Annotated in this window: 23 protein-coding genes; 15 read left to right on the plus strand and 8 right to left on the minus strand. The window is 60.8% G+C overall.

Features of this window, described 5'->3' with window-relative positions; translation table 11 throughout:
* Positions 1–29: 29 nt before the first annotated feature.
* From WNY80_RS01175 to WNY80_RS01200, 6 genes are all read right to left on the minus strand, one after another.
* Complete coding sequence (locus WNY80_RS01175) at positions 30–752, minus strand: hypothetical protein (protein ID WP_342885506.1); 723 nt, start codon at positions 750–752, stop codon at positions 30–32.
* A 59-nt stretch (positions 753–811) separates the two neighbouring features.
* On the minus strand, positions 812–1,081 hold the full coding sequence (locus WNY80_RS01180; protein WP_342885507.1) for a hypothetical protein: 270 nt from the start codon (positions 1,079–1,081) through the stop codon (positions 812–814).
* 92 nt (positions 1,082–1,173) lie between these two features.
* Positions 1,174–1,599 (minus strand): TIGR02301 family protein, encoded by a 426-nt coding sequence (locus tag WNY80_RS01185; protein ID WP_342885508.1) that lies wholly within the window; start codon positions 1,597–1,599, stop codon positions 1,174–1,176.
* A 56-nt stretch (positions 1,600–1,655) separates the two neighbouring features.
* Complete coding sequence (locus tag WNY80_RS01190; protein ID WP_342885509.1) at positions 1,656–2,681, minus strand: DUF3179 domain-containing protein; 1,026 nt, start codon at positions 2,679–2,681, stop codon at positions 1,656–1,658.
* 120 nt (positions 2,682–2,801) lie between these two features.
* On the minus strand, positions 2,802–3,710 hold the full coding sequence (locus tag WNY80_RS01195) for a homocysteine S-methyltransferase family protein (protein WP_342885510.1): 909 nt from the start codon (positions 3,708–3,710) through the stop codon (positions 2,802–2,804).
* Positions 3,711–3,844: 134 nt separating this feature from the next.
* Positions 3,845–4,282 carry an NUDIX hydrolase gene (locus WNY80_RS01200; RefSeq protein WP_342885511.1) on the minus strand — a complete coding sequence of 146 codons (438 nt, stop codon included), beginning with the start codon at positions 4,280–4,282 and terminating at the stop codon, positions 3,845–3,847.
* A gap of 204 nt (positions 4,283–4,486) precedes the next feature.
* On the opposite strand from WNY80_RS01200, the gene WNY80_RS01205 reads away from it, so the two are divergent.
* The 12 genes from WNY80_RS01205 (at position 4,487) to rarD (ending at position 16,098) form a co-directional block, all read left to right on the plus strand.
* Positions 4,487–5,725 (plus strand): HlyD family efflux transporter periplasmic adaptor subunit, encoded by a 1,239-nt coding sequence (locus tag WNY80_RS01205; RefSeq protein WP_342885512.1) that lies wholly within the window; start codon positions 4,487–4,489, stop codon positions 5,723–5,725.
* Positions 5,722–6,894: an FtsX-like permease family protein gene (locus WNY80_RS01210; RefSeq protein ID WP_342885513.1), complete on the plus strand. Its 1,173-nt coding sequence runs from the start codon at positions 5,722–5,724 to the stop codon at positions 6,892–6,894. The genes WNY80_RS01205 and WNY80_RS01210 overlap by 4 nt, the downstream gene beginning before the upstream one ends.
* Positions 6,895–6,904: 10 nt before the next feature.
* Positions 6,905–7,600, plus strand: a complete 696-nt coding sequence (locus WNY80_RS01215) for an ATP-binding cassette domain-containing protein (protein WP_342885514.1) — start codon at positions 6,905–6,907, stop codon at positions 7,598–7,600.
* Between the two features lie 51 nt (positions 7,601–7,651).
* A complete protein-coding gene (locus WNY80_RS01220; protein WP_342885515.1) occupies positions 7,652–8,437 on the plus strand; it encodes an SOS response-associated peptidase in 786 nt (261 codons plus the stop codon).
* Between the two features lie 4 nt (positions 8,438–8,441).
* Positions 8,442–9,065 (plus strand): LysE/ArgO family amino acid transporter, encoded by a 624-nt coding sequence (locus tag WNY80_RS01225; RefSeq protein ID WP_342885516.1) that lies wholly within the window; start codon positions 8,442–8,444, stop codon positions 9,063–9,065.
* Between the two features lie 192 nt (positions 9,066–9,257).
* Positions 9,258–10,712: a cysteine--tRNA ligase gene (gene cysS, locus WNY80_RS01230; RefSeq protein WP_342885517.1), complete on the plus strand. Its 1,455-nt coding sequence runs from the start codon at positions 9,258–9,260 to the stop codon at positions 10,710–10,712.
* Positions 10,713–10,998: 286 nt separating this feature from the next.
* The gene (locus WNY80_RS01235) at positions 10,999–11,370 is read left to right on the plus strand and encodes an endonuclease domain-containing protein (protein WP_342885518.1); all 372 of its coding nucleotides are present in this window, start codon (positions 10,999–11,001) and stop codon (positions 11,368–11,370) included.
* Positions 11,371–11,377: 7 nt separating this feature from the next.
* The gene (locus WNY80_RS01240; RefSeq protein ID WP_342885519.1) at positions 11,378–11,860 is read left to right on the plus strand and encodes a GFA family protein; all 483 of its coding nucleotides are present in this window, start codon (positions 11,378–11,380) and stop codon (positions 11,858–11,860) included.
* On the plus strand, positions 11,857–12,327 hold the full coding sequence (locus tag WNY80_RS01245; protein WP_342885520.1) for a GFA family protein: 471 nt from the start codon (positions 11,857–11,859) through the stop codon (positions 12,325–12,327). The genes WNY80_RS01240 and WNY80_RS01245 overlap by 4 nt, the downstream gene beginning before the upstream one ends.
* A gap of 120 nt (positions 12,328–12,447) precedes the next feature.
* Positions 12,448–13,410 carry a prolyl aminopeptidase gene (gene pip, locus WNY80_RS01250; RefSeq protein WP_342885521.1) on the plus strand — a complete coding sequence of 321 codons (963 nt, stop codon included), beginning with the start codon at positions 12,448–12,450 and terminating at the stop codon, positions 13,408–13,410.
* Positions 13,407–15,026 carry a citramalate synthase gene (gene cimA, locus WNY80_RS01255; RefSeq protein ID WP_342885522.1) on the plus strand — a complete coding sequence of 540 codons (1,620 nt, stop codon included), beginning with the start codon at positions 13,407–13,409 and terminating at the stop codon, positions 15,024–15,026. Before pip ends, cimA begins: the two co-directional genes overlap by 4 nt.
* A 124-nt stretch (positions 15,027–15,150) precedes the next feature.
* Entirely contained in the window at positions 15,151–16,098 is a 948-nt protein-coding gene (gene rarD, locus WNY80_RS01260; RefSeq protein ID WP_342885523.1) for an EamA family transporter RarD, read from the plus strand.
* A 56-nt stretch (positions 16,099–16,154) separates the two neighbouring features.
* Here rarD and WNY80_RS01265 read toward each other — a convergent pair whose 3' ends face one another.
* Together WNY80_RS01265 and WNY80_RS01270 are read right to left on the minus strand one after the other, a co-directional pair.
* Entirely contained in the window at positions 16,155–17,114 is a 960-nt protein-coding gene (locus WNY80_RS01265; RefSeq protein WP_342885524.1) for a flagellin, read from the minus strand.
* A gap of 332 nt (positions 17,115–17,446) precedes the next feature.
* Positions 17,447–18,064, minus strand: coding sequence for a TIGR00730 family Rossman fold protein (locus WNY80_RS01270; RefSeq protein WP_342886282.1), 618 nt, complete (start codon positions 18,062–18,064; stop codon positions 17,447–17,449).
* Positions 18,065–18,202: 138 nt separating this feature from the next.
* Here WNY80_RS01270 and WNY80_RS01275 point away from each other — a divergent pair, with 138 nt between their 5' ends.
* The 3 genes from WNY80_RS01275 to WNY80_RS01285 are packed head-to-tail and all read left to right on the plus strand — an operon-like array spanning position 18,203 to position 22,590.
* Positions 18,203–20,248, plus strand: coding sequence for an Ig-like domain-containing protein (locus WNY80_RS01275; protein ID WP_342885525.1), 2,046 nt, complete (start codon positions 18,203–18,205; stop codon positions 20,246–20,248).
* Between the two features lie 43 nt (positions 20,249–20,291).
* Positions 20,292–20,696 (plus strand): metalloregulator ArsR/SmtB family transcription factor, encoded by a 405-nt coding sequence (locus WNY80_RS01280; protein ID WP_342885526.1) that lies wholly within the window; start codon positions 20,292–20,294, stop codon positions 20,694–20,696.
* A 1-nt stretch (position 20,697) separates the two neighbouring features.
* A complete protein-coding gene (locus tag WNY80_RS01285; RefSeq protein WP_342885527.1) occupies positions 20,698–22,590 on the plus strand; it encodes an ABC transporter ATP-binding protein/permease in 1,893 nt (630 codons plus the stop codon).
* The last annotated feature ends 68 nt before the right edge of the window (positions 22,591–22,658 follow it).

Consider the following 22,658-nt stretch of genomic DNA (forward strand, 5'->3'; position numbering starts at 1 on the left):
CGCGTGGTCAGCGGCAAGGGCGAAAGAGATCAGTCGCCGGCCATGAAAAAGCGCCACTCGCCATCGGGCGAGATTCCGATCCGGTAGAAGTTGTAGGCGCCGTAGGCTTTCATGTCCTCGACGTCGCCGGCAGTCACCAGCCGCAGCAGCTCGACCCTTTGCGGCGCGGTCAGGCTGTCGAGCGGCAAAGCCACGAAATAGGGCCACACATAGGTCTCGTCCTGTCCGCCGGCATCGATACGGACAAAACCGGTGTTGAGCAGATCAATCAGGATCGCAAGGATTTCCTGGCCTTCGCTGTCGCCGGAGATCGAACGCAGGTAGGACACGGGATCGGTTTCGATCTCTCCGAATGACAGCTGGGTGGCGTTGGGGCCGGTGCCGAGCAGCGCGCGGAGATTTTCAGGGTCGCCGGTGGTCGCGGCAGCGAGGATCAGTTCCCGCATGCGCCGCGCCGGTTCGGGCAGCTGGGCAAGATCGGTGATGATGTCGAGCGGGACGTCGTCTTCGGCAATCGCGGGATCGGGGCTGACGTCTTCGGATTGGGAATCGGGCGTTGCGCGGATGATCGGGTCTGGTGGCGGCAGCCCGCCGTCGGGACCGATGGTGGGTTCGTCAAGCGGCGGCAGGGAAGGGCCCTGTTCGACATCGGCAGCCTCAGGATGGGCCGGTTTGAGTTCGCTCAACGCCTGCGCCGGCGAGCACAGGCTCATCATCAACAGCGCGGCCATGGCCGCTGATCGGGCACTCAAATCGCGTCCAGCAATTCGGCACATGTGCTTGTCGGCCACGTGGTACCCCGCCGGTCAGCCTATTGAAGAATGCGTTCGGGGGAAAATTCGCCCGCGAGAATGCGTCCCCTGAGTGATTCCACCAGAGCTTCCGCCTGCTCTTCACCCAAAGCGCGGACGGTTTCCCGGATGGCGGTAATCATCGCTGCATCGGCGATGATTTCAGGCTCGATGCCGTCGGCGGTGCTTTCAGCCCAGGCATCATGCTGCAATTCCATAGCAACCTGGAGCTTTTCCTGGATGATCAGATCATCGAGTTCATCGGGCGTGTGGGCTGTGGGATGTGTCATGCGGACCAACTTTTACTTACTATCTCGTTAACACCCTAGCACGGCTTGGAGCGTTTCGGCACGGGGCAGAGGCGATATCGGTTAACAAATTGTCAATTTCCGTAACGGGCGACAATTTCTGTAATCAGTGTTGCAGCTTCGCGACGGTATCGCTCCTCGGCGACAAGGGCAGATGCGGTGCAAGTGGTGTAAACCGAGGCGAAAGCGCGAAATCCCCGGTTGTATCCCGCGGTCAGTCGCTCGCGCCGGTCCGGCTCGCCTACGGTCTCGCTGTCCAGCAGCGCCTGCATGCTCTCGCGCCAGCCGGGTTCGCCCTCGGAATTGCACAGATTGCGCAGATACTGGATCGAGCCGATGATTTCGGCCAGGCGCAGCAGTCTGGGCTCATAGGGTGGCGGCGGAAGCTTGGGTTCAACTGTTGTGGCCGCATCGCTTTCCTGCGCCAGAACCGGCTGGTGGCCAATGGCCGGCAGCAGGGGCGTGAGCAGGGTGAGGATCAGCAGCAATCGGCGCATCATGATGGCTCCCTTACACCAAGACTGGGCCTGATGAAATCCCATGGCGGAGGCGATGGTTACTTGAGAATTGCGGTGCCGGGCAGGAAGGCCCGGACGACAAACGCAAATGTCAGCTCGTGTGCAACAGGTGTGCCATCGCGGGTGACATTGACGCTTCCGATTTCGCGGCCTTCCTCGATGGCACCGGTATCAAGCACCGAGCGGACGCCGGCAAGCCATTCGATCTCGATGCCCTTGCTGCTGATTTTGCCTTCGCGCCGCAGCCGGTCGAGCGCTATGGCAACCGGCTCCGGTCCGTCGCGCACGACGACAACGTATGAGAGCGGGGAAATGCCTTCCGGCATCGGGCCACGGTAGAGAAACGGGACGGAGGAGCTATCATAACCGGCATAGGGATTGCGCCCGTAATCGCGCAGGCCGGGATTGCCGGGCACCAGCACCTGACCATCCGGAAAACGCTGGCGAAAACTCTGCCAGGATTCAAGCCGTGAAGGAATGACGTTGAGGCTGGTTCCGGTTCTCGACCCGGTGATGGCCTCGCCGGTGAATTGCTGCCACCAGCTTTCGGTGGCGCGGTCATACATGACCAGATCGGAGTTCCTCAGTTTTCCGGTGGTTCCGAAGCTTGTCACCTCTCCATCTATGGTTCGCTCGAACACGATTGCGGCGTTGCAAAGCGGGCAGTAGGTGACCGAAATCGGCTGTCCCGCAAGGTTGTCATTGACGATCTCGTGCCAGATCATGATGCGCAGCGGATAGGCGCGGGCCTTGCCATCGATTGCGACCGACATCACCGGTTCCATTGCATCTAGGCCAGAAGCTTCGGACACCGGCAGAAAGACCGGGTCGTCGATCGGCGGTATCCCGTCCCTGGGCGGACCGCCTGACATGACGCTTGCAAAATCAATGCTGGATAAAGAGAAATCGGTTTTCCAGCCCTCGGAACGCCAACGGTCGGGGTTGGCGGCTGCACTCATGGCTGAAAATGCCAGCAACAGGCCGGCAACCAGCGTAATGCCGATGATGCCGGAAAGTCTTGCCTGCCAGGCGCGGGCTGATCTGGGGGCGTCGAATCCGTTCATCAGCGGATGATCGGGCAAGACCGGCGGCGAGGCCAATCAAGCCGGGTCACAATTGCTTGAGACGGGCCGCACGGTTGAGACGGACCGGGTGCTTGTGCAGCATCGGGCGCTTGAGCGGGTTCAGTCCTTGAGGTCCGTGGCGAGCCGTCCGATCTGCTCAACGCCGATGCCGCAGCATCCGCCGACCAGCGTGGCGCCGGCGGCTACCCAGTTGCGGGCAAAACGCAGATAACCGTCGCCGTTGAGCTCGGCGCGCATGTCACTCAGCCCCTCGTTTGCCTTTTCTTCGGCGGTCTCGTCCTCGAACGCATTGGCATAGACCCCGATATCTATCTTCACGCCGGATTTCCGGAACTCGGCTGCGGCGGTACTGATCGCGGCTTGCATGACTTCCGGCTTGCTGCAGTTGAACAGCAGCGCCTGGATGCCCGATTTTGCTGCCCAGGCAGCGGCCTCGGCCACGGTTTCACCGGAGCGCAAGGCCGGTTCAGAGGCGAGTGCACCGGGGCCGTCCTTGAGCGTGAAAGAGATCCAGAGCGGCTTGCCGGTGGCTTGAACGGCTGAACGCACCGCGTCGGCTTCGGCGATCAGGCTGAGCGTTTCGCCAAGCCAGACATCGATGCTAGGTGACAGGTTTTCGACCAGAACGGAGAGGTAGTCCTGCACCCGCGACGGGTCAAAATTCTCGGGCTCATAGGAGCCAAAGATCGGGGGCAGGGAGCCGCAGACCAGAACCTCGCGGTCGCTGCGCGCATCGGCGGCTTCACGTGCCAGCTTGCCCGACAGAGCAATCAGCGCCGGGCCCTGTTCGCGAAACCGGTCTTCCCCAATGTGGAAAGGAACCAGCGCATAGCTGTTGGTGGTGATGGCGTCAGAGCCGGCATCGATGAATTCGGCGTGAACCTGGCGGACGATCTCGGGGCTTTCCATCAAAGCCAGAGCCGACCATTCCGGCTGCACCAGCTTGGCGCCAAGCCGGGTCAGTTCGCGGCTCATCCCGCCATCGAGAATCCTGATTGTGCCGGTCATTTGGCTTCTCCGTCGCTGTCGTCAAATCCGCTGCCGCGGGGGGGGGCGATGATATCGCGCTTGCCGTAGTCGGAATTTGCTGCACAGGCAATACGTCTCCGGTACACCACAATAGCGCTTGCCGATTTTCACGCCTACGGGTGTCTTTCCGCCAGCATTTCCATGCATTCCAGCATGCTTTGAGGAACTGGCAGGCTGAGAATTTCCTCGGGCGTAAACCAGCCGACGGCCTTGGCGTCGTCGAGTGCCTGAGGTTCTCCACCGGGGTCGTCGGCGAGAAACACGGTCAGCAGGAAGTGCGAGGAAAGGCTGCCATCGGCACGTCGGGACGGCAGGTCAAAGGTGGCGAAGGGGCGTGGATTGGATGCCTTCAATCCGGTTTCCTCCTCAAGCTCGCGCAAGGCTGCAGCTTCGAGTTTTTCATCCGGATCAACCCGGCCGCCGGGGAAGGCATACATGTGCTGGGCCGGCGGGTTGGCTCGCAGCACCAGCAGGAATTTTCCGTCGCGTTCCAGCGCCACGGAGACCGCAAGCGCTGGCTGGTTGGCAGGTATGGCATTCTGATCGGTCATTGCTGGCCTTCTGCATGCATTGTCGGTGACAGACACTGTGCCGGGTTTTGGACTGGCGGCAAACCCGGAAAAGTCTGGGAAACGGAAATGACTGCAGCATCATCGCAATGCGGTACAATGCCGGGGATTGGCGTTGTAAAAACATGCTGAAAATAATATATATTAAGCCTGCCTCCTGCGCGGCCTTGAGAACTGGACCTGGCGATGACAATTCCACCTGAAACCGACCTGCCACTGAATGTCATCCGGCACGACAGCGACAGCCAGCCAGTCGCCCGGCGGCGGTGGCGGTTTCGCAAGCGCTATCTTCTTGTGCTGCTGATCCCGGTGTTCATGTTCTCGGGCGGGGTAATCGGCATGTATTACCAGCCTGTCGCCTTGCAGAAATTCTATGCGCTCACCGGTTTGCAGCCCGGTGCCGGCTCGGAGACGCCGATCGCGCTTCCGCCGGATATGGAAATGCCCAAGGAGATGGTGGCGACCATGCAGGCCAGCGATGTGGTCGGGCTGGCCCGGCTGATGCCGCGTGGCGATGTGTCGATCGTGGCGCCGCCCTATGGCGCGGGCGATGCACGGATTGCCGAAGTGCTGGTGAGCATCGGTGACCGGGTGGAAAAAGGCGCGGTCGTTGCGCGACTGGACAATCAGGGGCAGTTGCAAAGTGCGGTGCTGTCAGCTGAGGCGAATGTCGCGGTGCGCGAGGCGGCACTGGTTCAGACCACGGCTTCGGTGCAGAACTCGCAAGCCGAAGCCCGCGCGGCGATGGAGCAGGCGCGGAGCGCCAGCACCGAGGCGTCAGCCGAACTTGAGCGGGGCAAGGCCCTGTTCGAGCGCGGCGTGATCACCCAGGCCTCGCTCGATTCGCTTGCGGCAGCCGAGCGTCAGGCGGTTCTTGCTGTGCAGAAGGCCGAAGCGACATTGTCGCGGTTCAGCGGAGACGTCGTCGAACTGCAGCCTGACGTGATCGTCGCCGCGCGCAACCTTGATGCGGCCAAGGCGGACCTGACCCGTGCCGAACAGGATCTGGTCCGGTCCGCGGTTCTGGCGCCGATCAGCGGCGTGGTGCTTGATTCGATGGCCAATCCGGGAGAAAAGCCGCCAAGTGATGGCATCATGCTGATTGGTGACACCGATCACATGATGGCCGAGGTCGAGGTTTATCAGGACCGCATCGCCACTGTGGCCGAGGGGCAGCCGGTGGAGCTGGCGGCTGTCGCCATCGGCCAGACGCTTCAGGGCCGGGTCAAGTCGATCGGTTTGACTGTTGGGCGTCAGGGGCTGCTGTCGGATGACACCGCGGCAAACACCGATGCGCGGGTGATCAAGGTGATGGTCGAGCTGGACGAGGCGTCATCGAAGGTGGCGGCGCGCTACACCAATCTCGAGGTGATCGCCCGCATCGATACCCGCACCGCTGCGCCCATAGCCAAGAGCAATCCATGAGCCGTTTGCTGCAATGGCTGTTCGGGCGGCTGCCGATCGGCTGGCTGCAACTGACCCACAGCCGGACCCGCTTTGCCGCGGCGATTGCCGGCGTCGCGTTTGCCAATGTGCTGGTGTTCGTGCAACTGGGCATCATGAACTCGATGGCGACGGCAACGCTGAAGCCTTACGATTTTTTCACAGCCGACATCATGATTTCGGCCTCGGACGCCAATTCGATGACCGAGGGCGGCAATGTCGCGCGGCAATGGCTGTTTCAGGCGCAGGCCGATCCGGAAGTGACACTTGGGACCGGAATTTTTGTCGGCAACACCAACTGGCCGCGCCCGACCAAGACCCTGGGCCTGACCAGCTTCGGCATCGACCCGACGCTGCCGGATTTTTTGAGCCCGGTGCTCAAACCCAAGCTGGCGACGCTGCAACTCAAGGATTCGGGCATTCTCGACATGGCCACCCGCGGCCTGCCGCCTGAAGAGGCTGCGGCGATCCGTCCGCAGACGCCGGCCTCGTTCGAGGTGACCGGCAAGACACTGACGCTTTACGACACGTTTCAGGGCGGCGGCGGCTTTGGCGGTGACGGCTATCTGATCATGTCGGACCAGACCTTCCTGTCGGTGTTTCCGGCGCGGAGTTCGGCAGCGCCCGATCATATTCTGCTCAAGGTGAAACCGGGGGCAGACCCGGAGGTCGTGGCGTCGCGGTTGCGGGATCTGATTTCGGACAAGTCGCTGCGCATACGCTCCTATGATCAGGCCAAGGCAGACGACCTCAGCTACCAGCAGACCAAGCGGCCGACCGGCATCATTTTCGGTTTTGGCGTCATCATCGGTGTGCTCGTCGGCATCGTCATTGTCTACCAGGTGCTGTCGACAGACGTGGCCGATCATCTGTCCGAATATGCGACCTTCAAGGCGATGGGTTACCCGCAGACATTCTTCCTCGGCATTGTTTTCGAGGAGGCGCTGATACTGGCTGTCTTCGGCTTCGTGCCCGGTGTGATTGTGGGCACGGGATTGCTGGTGGGGATGAAGAAGGCCACCAATCTGCCCTTGGCGATGACCTGGGACATGGCTGTGATCGTGCTGATCGGAACGCTGGTTGCCTGCTCGCTGTCAGGCGCCATCGCCACGCGAAGGCTGGCGGCGGCTGATCCGGCTGATTTGTTTTGAGGTTAGGGCGATGAACCAGGATTATCCAATCATTGTGCGGGGCCTGAACCACTGGTTCGGCACCGGAGAAGCCCGCAAACAGGCGATTTTCGATGTTAATCTCAACGTCGTGCGTGGAAGCCTGACGATACTGATGGGCCCCTCCGGGTCTGGCAAGACCACGGTGCTGACTCTGATGGGCTGTCTGCGCGATGTGCAGGAAGGCTCGATTACCCTGCTCGGCCATGAGCTGTTGGGCGCGGGCAACGCGCTCAATGAAGCACTCCGGCGGCGGCTTGGTTTCATTTTTCAGGCTCACAATCTGCATGGCAGTCTGACCGCGATGCAGAACGTGCAGATGGGGGTTCAGGTTCACCATTTGAACGACCCGAAGCTTGAGCAGCAGGCCGCACGTCATGCCTTGTCGCTTGTGGGGCTTGGTGACCGCATGGACTATCTGCCGGGCAATCTCTCGGGCGGTCAGAAGCAGCGTGTGGCGGTGGCACGGGCGCTCGTCGGCAATCCCGACATCGTCTTTGCCGACGAGCCGACCGCAGCGCTCGACAAGGAGAGCGGGCGCAATGTGGTGGCCATGCTCAAGCGGTTGGGCGAGCAGCGCGGCACGACAACGGTGATGGTCACCCACGACAACCGCATTCTCGAACTGGCAGACCGTATCATCACGCTGGAAGACGGGCGGATCGTCTCCGACACCAAGCCGGTGTAATGCGGCGGGTCATTGCTTGACCGTGCCCCCGTCCTGCGCCATGGATTGGGCATGTGTGGACGTTTTTCGCTGACAGCAACGCCGGAAGAGGTGCAGGAACTGTTCGGTCTCGAGGAGATCGAGGATTTCCCGCCGCGCTACAATATTGCGCCGACGCAGCCGATCATGATCATTGCCGGTGACCGCCGCCGTGCCGAGGGTGACAACCGCACCGACCGCCGGGCGCTCTTGGCCCGCTGGGGCTTTTTGCCCGGCTGGGTCAAGGATCCGGCCGAGTTTCCGCTGTTGATCAATGCGCGGTCTGAAACGGCGGCCGAAAAGGCCTCGTTCCGCGCCGCCATGCGGCACCGCCGGGTGCTGATCGCGGCTTCCGGGTTTTACGAGTGGCATCGGCCGGACAAGGGCTCGAAAGAGAAGTCCGTTCCCTACTGGATCAAGCCCAAACAGGGTGGCATCGTGGCCTTTGGCGGGCTGATGGAAACCTATATGAGCGCCGACGGGGCGGAGATCGACACCGCCGCGGTGCTGACCACTGCTGCCAACCAGATGATTGCGCGGGTGCATGACCGTATGCCGGTGGTGATCAGGCCAGAGGATTTCTCCCGCTGGCTTGATTGCCTCAATCAGGAACCGCGCCATGTCAGCGACCTGATGGCGCCGGCGCCGGAGGACTATTTCGAGGCCATCCGTGTTTCCGACCTGGTCAACAAGGTTGCCAACAGCGGCCCCGAGGTGCAAGAACCCGCCCCCGGTGATACGACACCTCCCGAACCAGCCAAACCGGTTCGCAAAGCCAAAGCGTCGCCTGCTGCCTCTGACCAATTGAAGTTGTTCTGATCCGATGACACCTCTCTTTGCTCCCGCTCTCTCCGGCCTGCTGCTCGGCGGCTCGCTGATCATCGCCATTGGCGCGCAAAACGCCTTCATCCTGCGGCAGGGGTTGCTGCGTCAGCATGTCTTCATCCTGTGCCTGATCTGTGCGCTTTCGGATGCGGTACTGATCGGGCTGGGTGTCGCCGGACTTGGCGCGATCATTTCAGGCTCGAAAATCCTGATCGCCGTGGTTACGCTTGGCGGTGCGGCGTTTCTGGCGGTTTATGCGTTTCTGGCGCTGAAGCGAGCGATCTCTCCGTCGGGGCTTGAGGCGGCCAAATCCGGTCCGGGATCGCTCAAGGCTGCGGTGCTGACCTGTCTCGCCTTCACCTTCCTCAATCCGCATGTCTATCTCGACACGGTGCTCTTGGTCGGCGGGCTCAGCGGGCGTTACGAGGGCTCGGCGCGACTGGCATTCGCCATCGGCGCGATGTCAGCCTCGTTCATCTGGTTCTTCGGACTTGGTTATGGTGCGCGGGTGCTGGAGCCGCTGTTTTTGAAACCCTCTGCCTGGCGGGTGCTCGACGGGTTGATTGCTTTTGTCATGGCGGCACTGTCGGTGTCGCTGCTGGTGCGGTTTTTTACCGGCTGAAAGCCGTTCCTGCGCATCTTGACCGGGCGGATGCAATCGGGGATAAGACCAGCATGAAAACGGCACACGGCGCACGCGCCACCTGCATTTGCGGCATCATTATTCGCTAGCGCTTCGCTGGCTCGGCCGTTTTCGTCTTCTCACCATACAGGACAAACGACCCGGGCCGGGCGCCGGCATCGGGGAGTTACCATGACCGAACTCAAATTCTGGAACACGCTGACGCGGGTCAAGGAAGAGTTTAAGCCGATCGATCCGAAAAATGTGCGGATGTATGTCTGCGGCCCGACGGTCTATGATTACGCCCATATCGGCAATGCCCGCCCGGCGATTGTCTTCGACGTTCTGTTCCGGCTGCTGCGCCATGTCTACGGCGATGATCACGTCACCTATGTGCGCAACCTCACCGATGTCGACGACAAGATCAACGCCCGGGCCTTGCGCGATTATCCCGATCTGCCGCTGAACGAGGCGATCGCCAAGGTGACCGAGAAGACGGCTGACCGCTACCACAAGGATGTCGCAGCCCTCGGCTGCCTGCCGCCGACGTTTGAACCGCGCGCCACCGCCCATATCGATGGCATGATCGGGATGATCCAGACGCTGATTGCCAAGGGCAACGCCTATGTGGCATCAGGCAGGGAAGGCCGCGAAGTGCTGTTCTCGGTCAGTTCGATGCCGGATTACGGCAAGCTGTCGAACCGCAAGCTCGAGGACCAGCAGGCCGGCGCCCGGATTGCGGTGGAAGATCACAAGCGCAACCCGGCGGATTTCGTGCTGTGGAAGGAATCCGCGAGCGACGAGCCGGGCTGGGACGCGACCTTTACTGAAACCGGCGAGACCGTCACCATCCACGGGCGCCCCGGCTGGCACATCGAATGCTCGGTGATGAGCGAATATCATCTGGGCGAGACCTTCGACATTCACGGCGGCGGGCTGGACCTGATCTTCCCGCACCACGAGAACGAGATCGCCCAATCCTGCTGCGCCCATGGCAACAAGCGGATGGCCAATCTCTGGATGCACAACGGCTTCCTGCAGGTCGAAGGCAAGAAGATGTCGAAATCCGACGGCAATTTCGTCACCATCGCCGAGCTCTTGGAGACGGAAAAATTCGGCGGCCGCAAATGGCCGGGCGAAGTGCTGCGGCTGGCGATGCTGATGACGCATTACCGCGAGCCGATCGATTTCAGCGTGAAGCGGCTGGAGGAGGCGGAGGCTGCACTTTGGAAATGGGCGGAAGCTTCTGACGGTGCATCGCTTCAGCATAGAATGGATCAACGTGCCGTTGACATCTTGTCAGACGATCTCAACTTTTCAGCGCTTAAAGTCTACTTGGACCAGATGAGCAAAGCGGCTTCGAATGGTGACGCGCAGGCACGGGATTGGCTTAAGAGTACTCTTTATCATCTTGGTTTTGTTCAGCTTGGGAGAAAACCAGACAACGAGATTGCAAAAGTTGTTTTCGACAAGCTTGATCCGACGATTAGGCCGCGCATTGAACAGCGCCTTGAGTTTATCAAAGCCAAAAACTGGACCGAGGCTGACAAGATCCGTGATGAATTGCTTGAGCAGGGCATTCAACTCAAGGACGGCAAGGATCCGGAAACCGGTGAGCGGGTGACAACCTGGGAAGTGAAGCGGTGAGCTTGCGGCTTGGCAACAGACCCCTCCCCAACCCCTCCCCACAAGGGGGAGGGGCTTCGTGCGGCACCACCCTGCCTACTGGCCAGACGGTATTTGCCGAAGGGGCAACGGATGAGTTCGGCCTGAAATGGCAGCGCGGTCGTTTGGGTCTTTCAGAGATCATGTCTTGTTCAAGAGCGTCGTGGTCAGGCAGGATGGCTGATCGTTCTAGCCCCTCCCCCTTGTGGGGAGGGGTTGGGGAGGGGCCTTTCCTAACTATCAATGCGGCATCGCGGGGAGCATGAGCATGCCCCATTCCAACATCACGCCCACGACACGCGAGAGAGCCCGAACGCTCCGCACGGAGTTGACAAAGGCCGAGGCGAAGATGTGGAATCTGCTGCGTGATTTCCGGCCACGCGGTGCGCGGTTCAGACGCGAAACGCCGATTGGACCGTATATTGCTGATTTTGCATGGCTGTCGAAGAAGCTTGTCATCGAGGTGGACGGGGACAGTCATGAAACAGATCAAGGCCGTGCCCATGACCAGGTGCGTGATGCCTGGATGAAGGATCAGGGCTACACTGTCCTCAGGTTTGACAATTCAGACCTGACCGATGCCGAAGATCATGTTTTCCTGGAAATCGAAAAAGCCATCAGCAGGTATCTCGATGAGTGAGCGGCAAGTGCAAACTTCCATCCACACCGGCGGCTGCCAGTGCGGTGCCATCCGGTACCGCGTCGAGGGCGCGCTCGAGTATCCGCATCTGTGCCACTGCCGCATGTGCCAGAAGGCGGCGGGCAATTATTTCATGCCGCTCGGGTTTGCGCCGGGCAAGATGCTCACCATCACCCGGGGCGAGCCGGGCTGGTTTCAGTCCTCCGATCCGGTGCGGCGCGGGTTTTGCCGCGATTGCGGCACGCCGCTGTTTTTCGACACGCTGCAATCGGACGGCATGGCGGTGACGCTTGGCAGTCTCGATGATCCGGCGGCGTTTCCGCCGGTGTCGCAGGACGGGATTGAAACACGCATGCCGTTTCACGCGGCACTCGGCAGTTTGCCGGGCAAGAATGTCGACCGTGATGATCTGCCCGGCGGCATTGAGAGCATTGCTTCGACCAATCATCAGCACCCGGATCACGACACCGAACTGTGGTGCACGTCATGAGCATCGATACCCATTCCGGCGGCTGCCAGTGCGGGGCGGTGCGTTACCGGTTCAGCACTCTTGGCAAGGCGTCCATTTGTCATTGCCGGATGTGCCAGAAGGCGTTTGGCAATTACTTTGCACCGCTGGTTGAAGTCGAGGGATTTGAATGGACCCGCGGAGCGCGCGCGGTGTTCGCCTCGTCGAACCTGTCAAATCGCGGCTTCTGCAGGGATTGCGGCAGCCCGCTGACGCTGGAGACCGATGATGTGTTCGAGGTTGCGGTCGGCTCGCTTGATGATCCATCGGTGGTGTACATCGCCTATCACGCCAACATCGCCGATCGTCACGAGGTCATCATGCGGCTTGATGCAATTCCGGATGCATCGCCGGATAGAGAGGCGGAGAACAACCAGTGGAACGCCCGGATTGTCTCCCACCAGCATCCCGACCATGACACGAAAACCTGGCCGGAGCGGAAAGCATGAGCGAGCGCAAGCCGGGAACTGAAATGCCGAAATGGTTGCTTTACGGCCTGATCGGCAAGGGCGTACTGGTGGCCGTGGTCACAGTCGCGGTCGTCGTCTGGGTCAATTGGAGTTGAGAGCATGAGTGAGTTGCGTGGACTGTATCCGGAGATCGAACCGTTCGAGACCGGGTTTCTCGATACCGGCGACGGGCATCGGGTCTACTGGGAGCGGATCGGCACCAGGGGCGCCAAGCCGGCGGTGTTTCTGCATGGCGGGCCGGGCGGTGGCTTTGGTCCGGTGCATAGGCGGCTGTTTGACCCCGTGCTTTACGACGTGATCCTGTTTGACCAGCGCGGTTGCGGCCGCTCGACGCCATTTGCCTCGCTTGACAACAATACCACCTGGGATCTGGTTGCCGATATTGAGCGCTTGCGCGAGATGGCAGGGTTCGAGCAATGGCTGGTTTTCGGCGGCTCCTGGGGCTCGACGCTGGCGCTGGCCTATGCAGAGACCCATCCGCAACGGGTGAGCGAACTGGTGCTGCGCGGCATCTACACGCTGACCAAGGCGGAGCTCGACTGGTATTATCAGTTCGGCGTCTCGGAGATGTTCCCGGACAAATGGGAGCGGTTCCTGGCGCCGATCCCGGAGGCCGAACGCGGCAACCTGATGATGGCCTATCGCAAGCGGCTGGTGGGCGACGACCCGGCCGAGCAGATCGCCGCGGCGAGGGCATGGAGCGGCTGGGAAGGCGAGACCATCACGCTGCTTCCTGAACCCTCGACCAGCGACAAGTTCCACGAGGACCAGTTCGCGCTGGCTTTTGCCCGGATCGAAAACCACTTCTTCGTGCATGCCGGCTGGCTGGAAGAAGGGCAATTGCTGCGCGATGCCCACAAGCTCGCCGACATCGACGGCGTCATCGTGCATGGCCGCTACGACATGCCATGCCCGGCGCGCATCGCATGGCAGCTGCACAAGGCCTGGCCACGCGCCGGCTTCCACCTGATCGAGGGCGCAGGCCACGCATTTTCCGAACCGGGAATTCTTGACCAACTGATCCGCGCGACCGACCGGTTCGCGGGCAAGGCAGACACATGAGTGACAAGCAACGCATCTACCTGTTCGACACCACGCTGAGAGACGGCCAGCAGACGCCGGGCATCGATTTTTCCGTCGAGGACAAGATCGCCATCGCCAGGATGTTGGACGAGTTCGGCATTGATTATGTCGAGGGTGGTTATCCGGGCGCCAACCCGACAGACACGGCATTCTTTGCCAAGAAGCGCACAGAAAAGGCCTCGTTCGTTGCCTTCGGCATGACCAAGCGGGCCGGCGTTTCCGCATCGAATGATCCGGGGCTGGCCGGCCTCATCCAGGCGGCAGGCGATGCGGTCTGTCTGGTCGCCAAGAGCTGGGACTACCATGTGAAGGTGGCGCTCGGCTGCACCAATGAGGAGAACCTTCAGTCGATCTCGGAATCGGTGCAGGCCGTGGCTGATGCCGGCAAGGAAGCGATGGTCGATTGCGAGCATTTCTTCGATGGCTACAAGGCCAATCGGGACTATGCCGTGGCCTGCGCCATGGCGGCCTACAAGGCCGGTGCGCGCTGGATCGTGCTGTGCGACACCAATGGCGGTGCCCAGCCTTCCGAAATCACCGAGATCGTAAGTGCGATGATTGCCGAGGGCATTCCCGGCGACCGTCTTGGCATTCATGCACACAATGACACCGGGCAGGCTGTGGCCAATTCGCTTGCCGCAGTGGAAGCCGGTGTGCGCCAGGTGCAGGGAACGCTCAATGGTGTCGGCGAGCGCTGCGGCAATGCCAACCTGATCACGCTGATTGCCACGCTGGCGCTGAAGCCGGTCTATGCGGAGCGTTTTCAAACCGGCATCACCGAAGACAAGCTGCAGCGGTTGACGCCTCTCAGCCATGGGTTTGACGAATTGCTCAACCGGTCGCCGGCCACGCAGTCGCCCTATGTCGGTGCTTCCGCCTTTGCCACCAAGGCCGGCATCCATGCTTCGGCATTGCTGAAGGACCCGCGCACCTACGAGCATGTGCCGCCGGAAAGCGTGGGCAATTTCCGCAAGGTGATGGTTTCCGACCAGGGCGGGAAATCGAACTTCATCAACGCGCTCAAGCAGCGCGGCATCGATGTCAGCAAGGATGATCCGAAGCTCGACAAGCTGATCAGCCTGGTCAAGGAACGCGAAGCCACCGGCTATGCCTATGAAGGTGCTGATGCGAGCTTCGAGTTGCTGGCGCACCGCACGCTGGGCCGGGTGCCGGAGTTTTTCTCGGTCACCAGTTTCCGGGTGATGGTCGAACGCAGGTTCAATGCGATGGGGCAGATCACCACGGTTTCGGAAGCCGTGGTCAAGCTGGTGGTCGACGGCGTCGAGATGATGTCGGTCGCCGAAGGTCATGGTCCGGTCAACGCGCTCGACATCGCGCTGCGCAAGGATCTGGGCGTCTACCAGTCGGAAATCACCGATCTGGAACTGGTCGATTACAAGGTGCGCATCCTCAATGGCGGCACCGAGGCGATCACCCGGGTGCTGATTGAATCGTCCGATGGCGAGGGCGGTCGCTGGTGGACCGTGGGCGTGTCCGACAACATCATCGATGCCTCGTTCCAGGCGCTGATGGATTCCATCGTGTTCAAACTGATGAAGAACCGCGACATGGCGGGCAGGGTGGCTGCTGAATAGGCGGTTTCGGCGAACCTCGTGACGCTGATCCGGAGCAGGCATTGTTCAGCGGAATGAATTTGCTCATTCATGCCGATTGCCATAAGCGTCGAGCCACGCAACCTGCAAGAGAATGGGACTGACCATGGCGACGAAAACGGCACCGGCGCCCTATGATGAAGACACGCCGCGCGGCTTCGCCTTTGCGCTGGCTGCCTATCTGCTGTGGGGTTTCCTGCCGTTCTACATGAAGGCGGTGGCGCATATCCCGGCGTTGGAAGTGGTGGCGCACCGGGTGATCTGGTCGGTGCCGATTGCGGCGATTGTGCTGATCTGGCTTGGCCGGACGCAGGACATCCGTGCCGCGTTCAAATCGCCGCGGACCATGGGGATGGCGCTGATCACGGCTGCGCTGATCACGATCAACTGGAGCATCTATGTCTGGTCGATCGGCGCGGGCAGGGCGGTCGAAACCGCGCTTGGCTATTACATCAATCCGCTGTTTTCGATCTTTCTCGGATCACTTCTGCTGAAGGAAAGACTCGATGGACGCCAGAAGACCGCGATTGCGCTGGCGGCAATCGCGGTTGCGCTGCTGGCATGGGAATCGGGCGGTGTGCCCTGGGTATCGGTCGGGCTGGCCTTGTCCTGGGGGTTTTACGCGTTCTTCAAGAAGTCGCTGCCGGTTGGCCCCAACCAGGGCTTCTTTCTCGAAGTGCTGGTGCTGACGGTGCCTGCGCTGGGCTACATCGCCTATACCGAAGTCAACGGCACGGGGCATTTCGGTGATACGGGCATGGGCGACGTGCTGCTGTTGCTGGGCTGTGGCGTGGTGACGGCGGTGCCGCTGATGATTTACGCCAATGGTGCCAAACTGCTGCGGTTGTCGACCATCGGGATCATGCAATACATCGCCCCGACGATCATCTTCATCATCGCGGTTTTCATCTTCAAGGAGCCATTTGGCCTCTACAAGCTGGCGGCATTCGTGATGATCTGGATTGCATTGGCAATCTACACGTCATCGCTGTTGCGCAGCCGCAAGGCGCGGCAAGCCGCGGCCGCGGCGGCGGCAGCTTCGGCATCGGGCTGACGGGATAGCAGCCGGGGAAAGGCTGGAGCCGCCTTGGTCCGGCGCTGATCGGTTGCCTAGTTGAACAGCGACAGAAGGTTGTTCGAGCTCGTGTTTGCGATCGTGAGAGCCTGAATGCCCAGTTGCTGCTGGGTTTGCAGGGCCTTGAGCCGGGTCGATTCCTCGTTCATGTCAGCGTCCACCAACCTGCCGACACCGGTGTTTATCGAATCGATGAGGTTGCGGACGAATTTTTCCTGCATGTCGATGCGGGACTTCAATGCACCCATGGTCGAGGTGGCATCTGCCAATTCAACGGAGACATCTTCCGTTGCCTGCACCTGCAGCAGCAACTCATCGGTGGTCATGCCGGTCAGATCGAAATCGAAGACACCGCCAGCCGCGGTGCCAACCACGGTCTGGCCCGCAGAATTGATATAATTGATGTTGGTTTTGACAACCGAGAGCATCCCGTTGCCCTTGGGGACGACCGGCCCGCCGAAGCCCAGCTTGATGAGCGATGAATACTCGGTATCGATATCGAGAGTGGTCAGCGTGATGGTGCCCGAGGCATCACGGTTGAATGATCCGACGATCGATTTCACCGCTGGAGTGTTCTGCCCGACTTCGTGATAGAGCCAGTTCTCACCGGCGAACGAAGCTGATTTGGCGATTGAAACGATCTGTTCCTGCAGCTGATCAATGTCCAGCTGGATCTTGTTCTTGTCAACGCCCGGCTCCAGGGCGGCGATCATCTTGGCCTTGATCTGGTCCACCAGCTCGATCGACGAGTCCATCGCGGTATAGGTCACGTCCACCATCGCTGCACCGAGACCCAATGCATCGGTGACCGTTTCCAGTGCCTTGCTGTCCGAGCGCATCGTGGTCGCAATCGACCAGTAGGCTGAATTGTCTGCAGCGCTTTCGACCCGGTAGCCGGAGGAAATCCGGTTCTGTGCCGTTTCCATATCGCTGCTGATTGAGCGCAGGGTGGAGAGTGCGGCCATCGCCGCGCTGTTTGTCATAATACTCGACATGAACTGGTCAACTACTCAAAATGTATAATAAAAATTGCTAATACAAAATTTAGCAAAGCATGTTTTAGTCAACCGTTCCTGATGACCGGTCCCGTGTATGTTTGATTTGCTGCCAAAAATGCAGGACAGTACACGTTGATCCCAGTATTTACTTGTAGTTGTTGCTGATTTGTTAAGCGCGGCAGAAAATCTGTGCGCAGGCACAATTTTTCGCGTCGCCACCCTGCTTGTGGCGCACGGCGCGTCAGCGCAAGCGCTGCAACACCGGGCCCGCAAAGCTGCGCGGTGTCCTGCCTGGTGGTCAGGCCGGATGAAGCGGTGCCCGGAGCGTGTTACAATTTCGCGATAACCGCGGGGTCTTCGCCGTTGTCGGAAGCCGTTGTTGCCGACTGGATGGCCGGCACGATGTCTTCGGCGCGGTCGATCACAAGCGGGCGGACCAGATGTGCTGTGTGGATGAAGCCCTGACTGCTCATGTGTCCGATCAAGGCGCTGAGAGGGTCCCAGAAGCCGCCGATATTGGCAAACACCATCGGCTTGGTATGGCGGCCGAGCTGGGCCCAGGTCATGATCTCGATGATTTCCTCAAGCGTGCCGATGCCACCAGGCAGCGTCACGAAGGCGTCTGAGCGTTCAAACATCATGTGCTTGCGCTCATGCATGTCCCGGGTGATGTGCAGTTCGGTCAGCTGCCCGAGGTCCTGCTCGGAGGCTTCCTTGTCCATCAGGAATTCGGGGATGATGCCGATCGCCTTGCCGCCGTTCGACAATACCGCGTCGGCAACCGCGCCCATGAGGCCTTTTGTGCCGCCGCCGTAGACGAGGTCGATTCCGTTCTCGGCCATGGTCTTGCCCAGGGTCCGGGCAGCCTGGCGGTATGCCGGATCATTGCCCGGCTGGGATCCGCAATAGACGCAGATCGAGGTAATTCGCGTTTGAGGTGTGGTCATGCGGCCAATGAACATGCGCCGGTTGATGCGGTCAAGACCGGGCAATCGACGCAAATTGCTTTTTCTTGTGCCATGTATCCAAAGCATATAGGTTTTTGGCCGATAGCAGCGCTTTTTGCCGTATCCACGGAGCAGACAATGAATAAAAATAATGCCGGTTTCTGGGCGTTTCTCGGCGTGGTGGCCGCGATTGTCATCGGCGCATTCTTTTTAGCACCTAACTTGTTCAAAACAAATCCGGAATCAGATTCCGAACCGACCCAACAGACCAACCTGGTCGATGCCACGGCACAGGCGCCGGACGCGGCAACGGCGGGCGAGGCGCAGGGGCTGCCTGCCGATGCAGCGCAGGCCGAATCGGCCACTGATGCCGCGCCGGATCCAGCAGTTGCTGCCGACAGCTGGATTACGCCAAGTTTCGATGTTCTCAGGGTTGAGCCCGACGGCTCCACGGTGATCGCGGGCAAGGCCGAACCCGGCACCGCGCTGGACATCATGAATGGAGAGACGGTTATTGCCTCATCCACGGTCGGGTCGAGCGGTGACTTTGCCGTTATCCTCGACAATCCCTTGCCGGCGGGCGATTACCAGCTGACTTTGCGGATTGTCGGCAAGGACGGCACGGTGCGCCAGTCGGAAGAAGTGGCCACGGTTTCGATCCCCGAGAATGCCGACGGCGAATTGCTGGCGATGGTCAGCAAGCCGGGCAAGGCGAGCCGGATCATTGCGCAACCGGCAGCGCCGGCAACCGGGGAAGCCGTCGAAGTGGCCGCAGCGACTGCTGCCTCGGATGATGCCAAGCTGCCAGATCAGCCGGCTGCTGCCGGAAGGGATACCGGTGGCGGGGCGCCCGCTGCGGAATTGGCCAATGGTGGAACCGACACGGATGCTGTGACGGAAAGCGCAACCGAGATGGCCGCTGCCGGAAATTCATCATCGGCGCTCGAAACGCCTGCACTTCCCGAAGCCGCATCGCAACTGACGACTTCTGCACCAAAGATCGAGGGGCAGGACGACGCGGCGAACGCATCCGGCAGTGCTTCATCTTCCGAAACCGCACCGGCTGCGGAGGTCGCAATGGTTGCGCCTGAAGGCGCTGCAGAAGCAATTCCGGTGGATGCCAGCGTGCGCGTCGACGCGGTCGAGATCGAAGGCGACCGGATTTTCATCGCCGGCTCGGCGACACCGGGGTTCGAGGTCCAGGTTGCTGCCGATGGCGTTGTCATTGGCTCCGACAAGGCAGACGAGACCGGGCGCTTCATCGTTGAAGCGACCAGCCCGCTGTCTGTCGGCGATCACATCATCAATGCCGACCTGATGGACAAGGCCGGTAAAAACATCCTGCTGCGGGCAACCGTGCCGTTCAACCGGCCGGAAGGCGAGGCGCTGGCAGCCGTGGCCCCGGCGGAGACCGCCGATATCGCAGCGGCACCGGGCACCGAGACTTCCGCCGGTACGCAATCGGCTGCTGCGGCGGCTCCCGCGAAGTTGGTTCAGCCCGATATCGCCAGCCTCTCGAAAATGCGTGAAGATGCATTCGAAGCGTTGTCAGAGGTGAAAAAGCTGGTAGCTGCATCCGAACCTGCGGAACCCGCAACGGTTGCCGCTGCTCTCGAAAAAGCAGTGACAAAGCTAAAGGCCGCAACCATGGCTGATCTGCCGGAGGGCAGCAGCAAGGAAGCACTGGCCATAGCACAATCGATGCGGATCCAGGCGGAAGCAGCGCTTGCGGTGCTGATGCCGGATGGCCCGCCTGCCAGCGGCAGTGCCGCCTCGATCAGCGATGACATGGCGACTGGCGATCTGGGCAAGCTTGACCAGCTTGTCAGCCAGGCTGAAACCGCGCTCGCAGAGCCGGCGGACATGGCCGGGGTCGCTGTGGCCGGGGTGGAAGAACTGGTTGCCCGTTCGGACGAGCCCGGCGATCCCAAGACCATCCTGCAGGCGCCGCTTGCCTCTACGCCCGGTGCCGTGATCATCCGGCGCGGCGATACGCTGTGGCAGATTTCCCGCCGCACCTATGGCGAAGGTGTTCGCTACACCACCATTTATGTCGCCAACCGGTCGCAGATCCAGGACCCGGACCGGATCAAGCCCGGACAGGTGTTCTCGGTTCCGGAGAACCCGCTGGAGAATGCCGAAGAGATGCACCAGCAGCTTCTGGGCAAGGGGAAAAAGCCCTAAGCCGGTTGACCAAGATACGTTCATCGTATATCGCCGATAAACGATGAACGTATCTGATCCGGATATCAGCCCGAAGGACGAAACCGTTGCCCGCAAACTTGCGGCGCTGGCGCATCCAGTGCGTTTGCAATTGCTGAGAAACCTGGGGGCGAGCGACAGTTGCTGCGTCAAGGATCTGGTCGGACGGATCGGATTGGCGCAGTCGACGGTTTCGCAACACCTCAAGGTGCTCGTCGATGCCGACCTGGTGAATTTCCGGACGGACCGGCAACGCTCCAGATACACCGTCAACGCCGCTGCCCTGCGCGAACTCGCGGGCATCATCGGCCAGACTATTGATCATTGTTGCGGAGGCGCCGGTTGTTCGCGCGTGAGCGACGGTGAATGGACAGACCACAATCGGCAGGTGGACGCATTGGCGACCCTGACCGGAACGAAGGACATCTGAATTGGCTTCGAAAACCGTATCCGCCGACCAGGGAAATCCCTTCGGCACCTTGAAAAACCTTTGGCCCTACATGTGGCCGGCCGACCGCCCCGATCTGAAAATGCGGGTGTTGTGGGCGACGCTGTTTCTGCTGCTTTCGAAACTGGTGCTGATATCGGTGCCATATTTTTTCAAATGGGCGACCGACGCGCTCAACGGCAAGCCCGATGTCGTTGCCTGGATGCCGGCGTTGATCGCCACGCCGGTGATGCTGGTGATCGCCTACAATGTGGTGCGGATCGTGCAATGGGGGTTCAACCAGCTGCGCGACGCGCTGTTTGCCCGGGTCGGTCAGCACGCGGTCCGGCAACTGGCCTACAAGACCTTCGTTCACATGCATGAGCTGTCGCTGAGGTTTCATCTCGAGCGTCGAACCGGCGGCCTGTCGCGGGTCATCGAGCGCGGCACCAAGGGGATCGAGACCATTGTCCGGTTTACCATCCTCAACACCGCGCCAACACTGATCGAATTTGCCCTGACCGCAATCATCTTCGGCGTTGCCTATGGCTGGAGCTATGTGCTGGTTACCGGCGTCACCGTCTGGCTCTACATCTGGTTTACCGTGCGGGCTTCGGACTGGCGCATCGCGATCCGGCGGTCGATGAATGCATCGGACACCGATGCGAACACCAAATCGGTCGATTCACTGCTCAACTACGAGACGGTGAAATATTTCGGCAACGAAGAGATGGAGGCGCGCCGGTTCGACGAATCGATGGCGTCATACGAGAAGTCGGCGACCCAGGTCTGGACGTCGCTTGGCTGGCTCAACATGGGGCAGGGCGTCATTTTCGGGGTCGGCATGACCGTGATGATGGTGATGTCGGCGCTTGCGGTGCAGGCAGGCACCCAGACCATCGGCGATTTCGTGTTCATCAATGCGATGTTGATGCAGCTTGCCGTGCCGCTCAATTTCATCGGCTTCGTGTATCGCGAAATCCGCCAGGGACTCACCGACATCGAGCACATGTTCGAACTCCTCGACGTGGAACCCGAAGTGAGGGATGCGCCGGATGCCAAGCCGCTGGTGATCGACCAGGGCGCCATCCGCTTTGACGATGTCAGCTTCAGCTACGATCCGGCGCGGTCGATCCTCAAGGGGGTCTCCTTCGAGGTTCCGGCGGGGAAGACCGTCGCGATTGTCGGGCCGTCGGGAGCGGGCAAATCCACGATCTCGCGGCTGTTGTACCGGTTCTACGACATCCAGTCGGGCAGCATCACCATCGATGGCCAGAATGTGCGTGACGTGACGCAGAAAAGCCTGCGTGCCGCCATCGGTATGGTTCCGCAGGATACCGTTCTGTTCAACGACACCATTGCCTACAACATCCGCTACGGGCGGATCGATGCGACTGAGGACGAAGTCAACAAGGCTGCGGACCTGGCCCAGATCGGCGATTTCATCCGTGCGCTGCCCGAGGGCTTCAATGCCATGGTCGGCGAGCGCGGCCTGAAACTTTCCGGCGGCGAGAAACAGCGCGTGGCCATTGCCCGCACGATCCTCAAGGCGCCGCCGATCCTGATCCTCGACGAGGCCACGTCGGCGCTCGACACGGCGACCGAGCAGGAAATCCAGGCGGCACTGGATTTTGTCTCCAAGGGGCGGACGACGCTGGTGATTGCTCACCGCCTGTCGACCGTGGTCAGCGCGGACGAGATCATCGTGCTCAAGGATGGCCAGATCGCCGAACGCGGCCGGCATGCCGAGCTGCTGGCGCAGAAGGGGCTCTATGCCTCGATGTGGGATCGTCAGCGCGAAGCCACCGAGGCGGAAGAGCAACTCAAGCGCATGCGCGAAGAGGATGAGCTGGGTATCGTCACGCGGCGGCGCACGCCCGAGATTGGCGAGGCCTGAGCTGGACAACGCGCAAATGACGCGGGAAAGTGGTTTCCCCTTTGCGGCAATTTGCTGTAGTCACGGCC

Origin of the sequence: Hoeflea sp. AS16 (assembly GCF_038900095.1) — a bacterium.
Taxonomy (GTDB): domain Bacteria; phylum Pseudomonadota; class Alphaproteobacteria; order Rhizobiales; family Rhizobiaceae; genus Hoeflea.

What these genes read in the sequence shown, in the direction of transcription:
- WNY80_RS01180 (WP_342885507.1), bottom strand. Translation starts at nt 1,081, where the DNA reads ATGACACATCCCACAGCCCACACGCCCGATGAACTCGATGATCTGATC.
- WNY80_RS01185 (WP_342885508.1), bottom strand. Translation starts at nt 1,599, where the DNA reads ATGATGCGCCGATTGCTGCTGATCCTCACCCTGCTCACGCCCCTGCTG.
- WNY80_RS01190 (WP_342885509.1), bottom strand. Translation starts at nt 2,681, where the DNA reads ATGAACGGATTCGACGCCCCCAGATCAGCCCGCGCCTGGCAGGCAAGA.
- WNY80_RS01195 (WP_342885510.1), bottom strand. Translation starts at nt 3,710, where the DNA reads ATGACCGGCACAATCAGGATTCTCGATGGCGGGATGAGCCGCGAACTG.
- WNY80_RS01200 (WP_342885511.1), bottom strand. Translation starts at nt 4,282, where the DNA reads ATGACCGATCAGAATGCCATACCTGCCAACCAGCCAGCGCTTGCGGTC.
- WNY80_RS01205 (WP_342885512.1), top strand. Translation starts at nt 4,487, where the DNA reads ATGACAATTCCACCTGAAACCGACCTGCCACTGAATGTCATCCGGCAC.
- WNY80_RS01210 (WP_342885513.1), top strand. Translation starts at nt 5,722, where the DNA reads ATGAGCCGTTTGCTGCAATGGCTGTTCGGGCGGCTGCCGATCGGCTGG.
- WNY80_RS01215 (WP_342885514.1), top strand. Translation starts at nt 6,905, where the DNA reads ATGAACCAGGATTATCCAATCATTGTGCGGGGCCTGAACCACTGGTTC.
- WNY80_RS01220 (WP_342885515.1), top strand. Translation starts at nt 7,652, where the DNA reads ATGTGTGGACGTTTTTCGCTGACAGCAACGCCGGAAGAGGTGCAGGAA.
- WNY80_RS01225 (WP_342885516.1), top strand. Translation starts at nt 8,442, where the DNA reads ATGACACCTCTCTTTGCTCCCGCTCTCTCCGGCCTGCTGCTCGGCGGC.
- cysS (WP_342885517.1), top strand. Translation starts at nt 9,258, where the DNA reads ATGACCGAACTCAAATTCTGGAACACGCTGACGCGGGTCAAGGAAGAG.
- WNY80_RS01235 (WP_342885518.1), top strand. Translation starts at nt 10,999, where the DNA reads ATGCCCCATTCCAACATCACGCCCACGACACGCGAGAGAGCCCGAACG.
- WNY80_RS01245 (WP_342885520.1), top strand. Translation starts at nt 11,857, where the DNA reads ATGAGCATCGATACCCATTCCGGCGGCTGCCAGTGCGGGGCGGTGCGT.
- pip (WP_342885521.1), top strand. Translation starts at nt 12,448, where the DNA reads ATGAGTGAGTTGCGTGGACTGTATCCGGAGATCGAACCGTTCGAGACC.
- cimA (WP_342885522.1), top strand. Translation starts at nt 13,407, where the DNA reads ATGAGTGACAAGCAACGCATCTACCTGTTCGACACCACGCTGAGAGAC.
- rarD (WP_342885523.1), top strand. Translation starts at nt 15,151, where the DNA reads ATGGCGACGAAAACGGCACCGGCGCCCTATGATGAAGACACGCCGCGC.
- WNY80_RS01265 (WP_342885524.1), bottom strand. Translation starts at nt 17,114, where the DNA reads ATGTCGAGTATTATGACAAACAGCGCGGCGATGGCCGCACTCTCCACC.
- WNY80_RS01270 (WP_342886282.1), bottom strand. Translation starts at nt 18,064, where the DNA reads ATGACCACACCTCAAACGCGAATTACCTCGATCTGCGTCTATTGCGGA.
- WNY80_RS01275 (WP_342885525.1), top strand. Translation starts at nt 18,203, where the DNA reads ATGAATAAAAATAATGCCGGTTTCTGGGCGTTTCTCGGCGTGGTGGCC.
- WNY80_RS01280 (WP_342885526.1), top strand. Translation starts at nt 20,292, where the DNA reads ATGAACGTATCTGATCCGGATATCAGCCCGAAGGACGAAACCGTTGCC.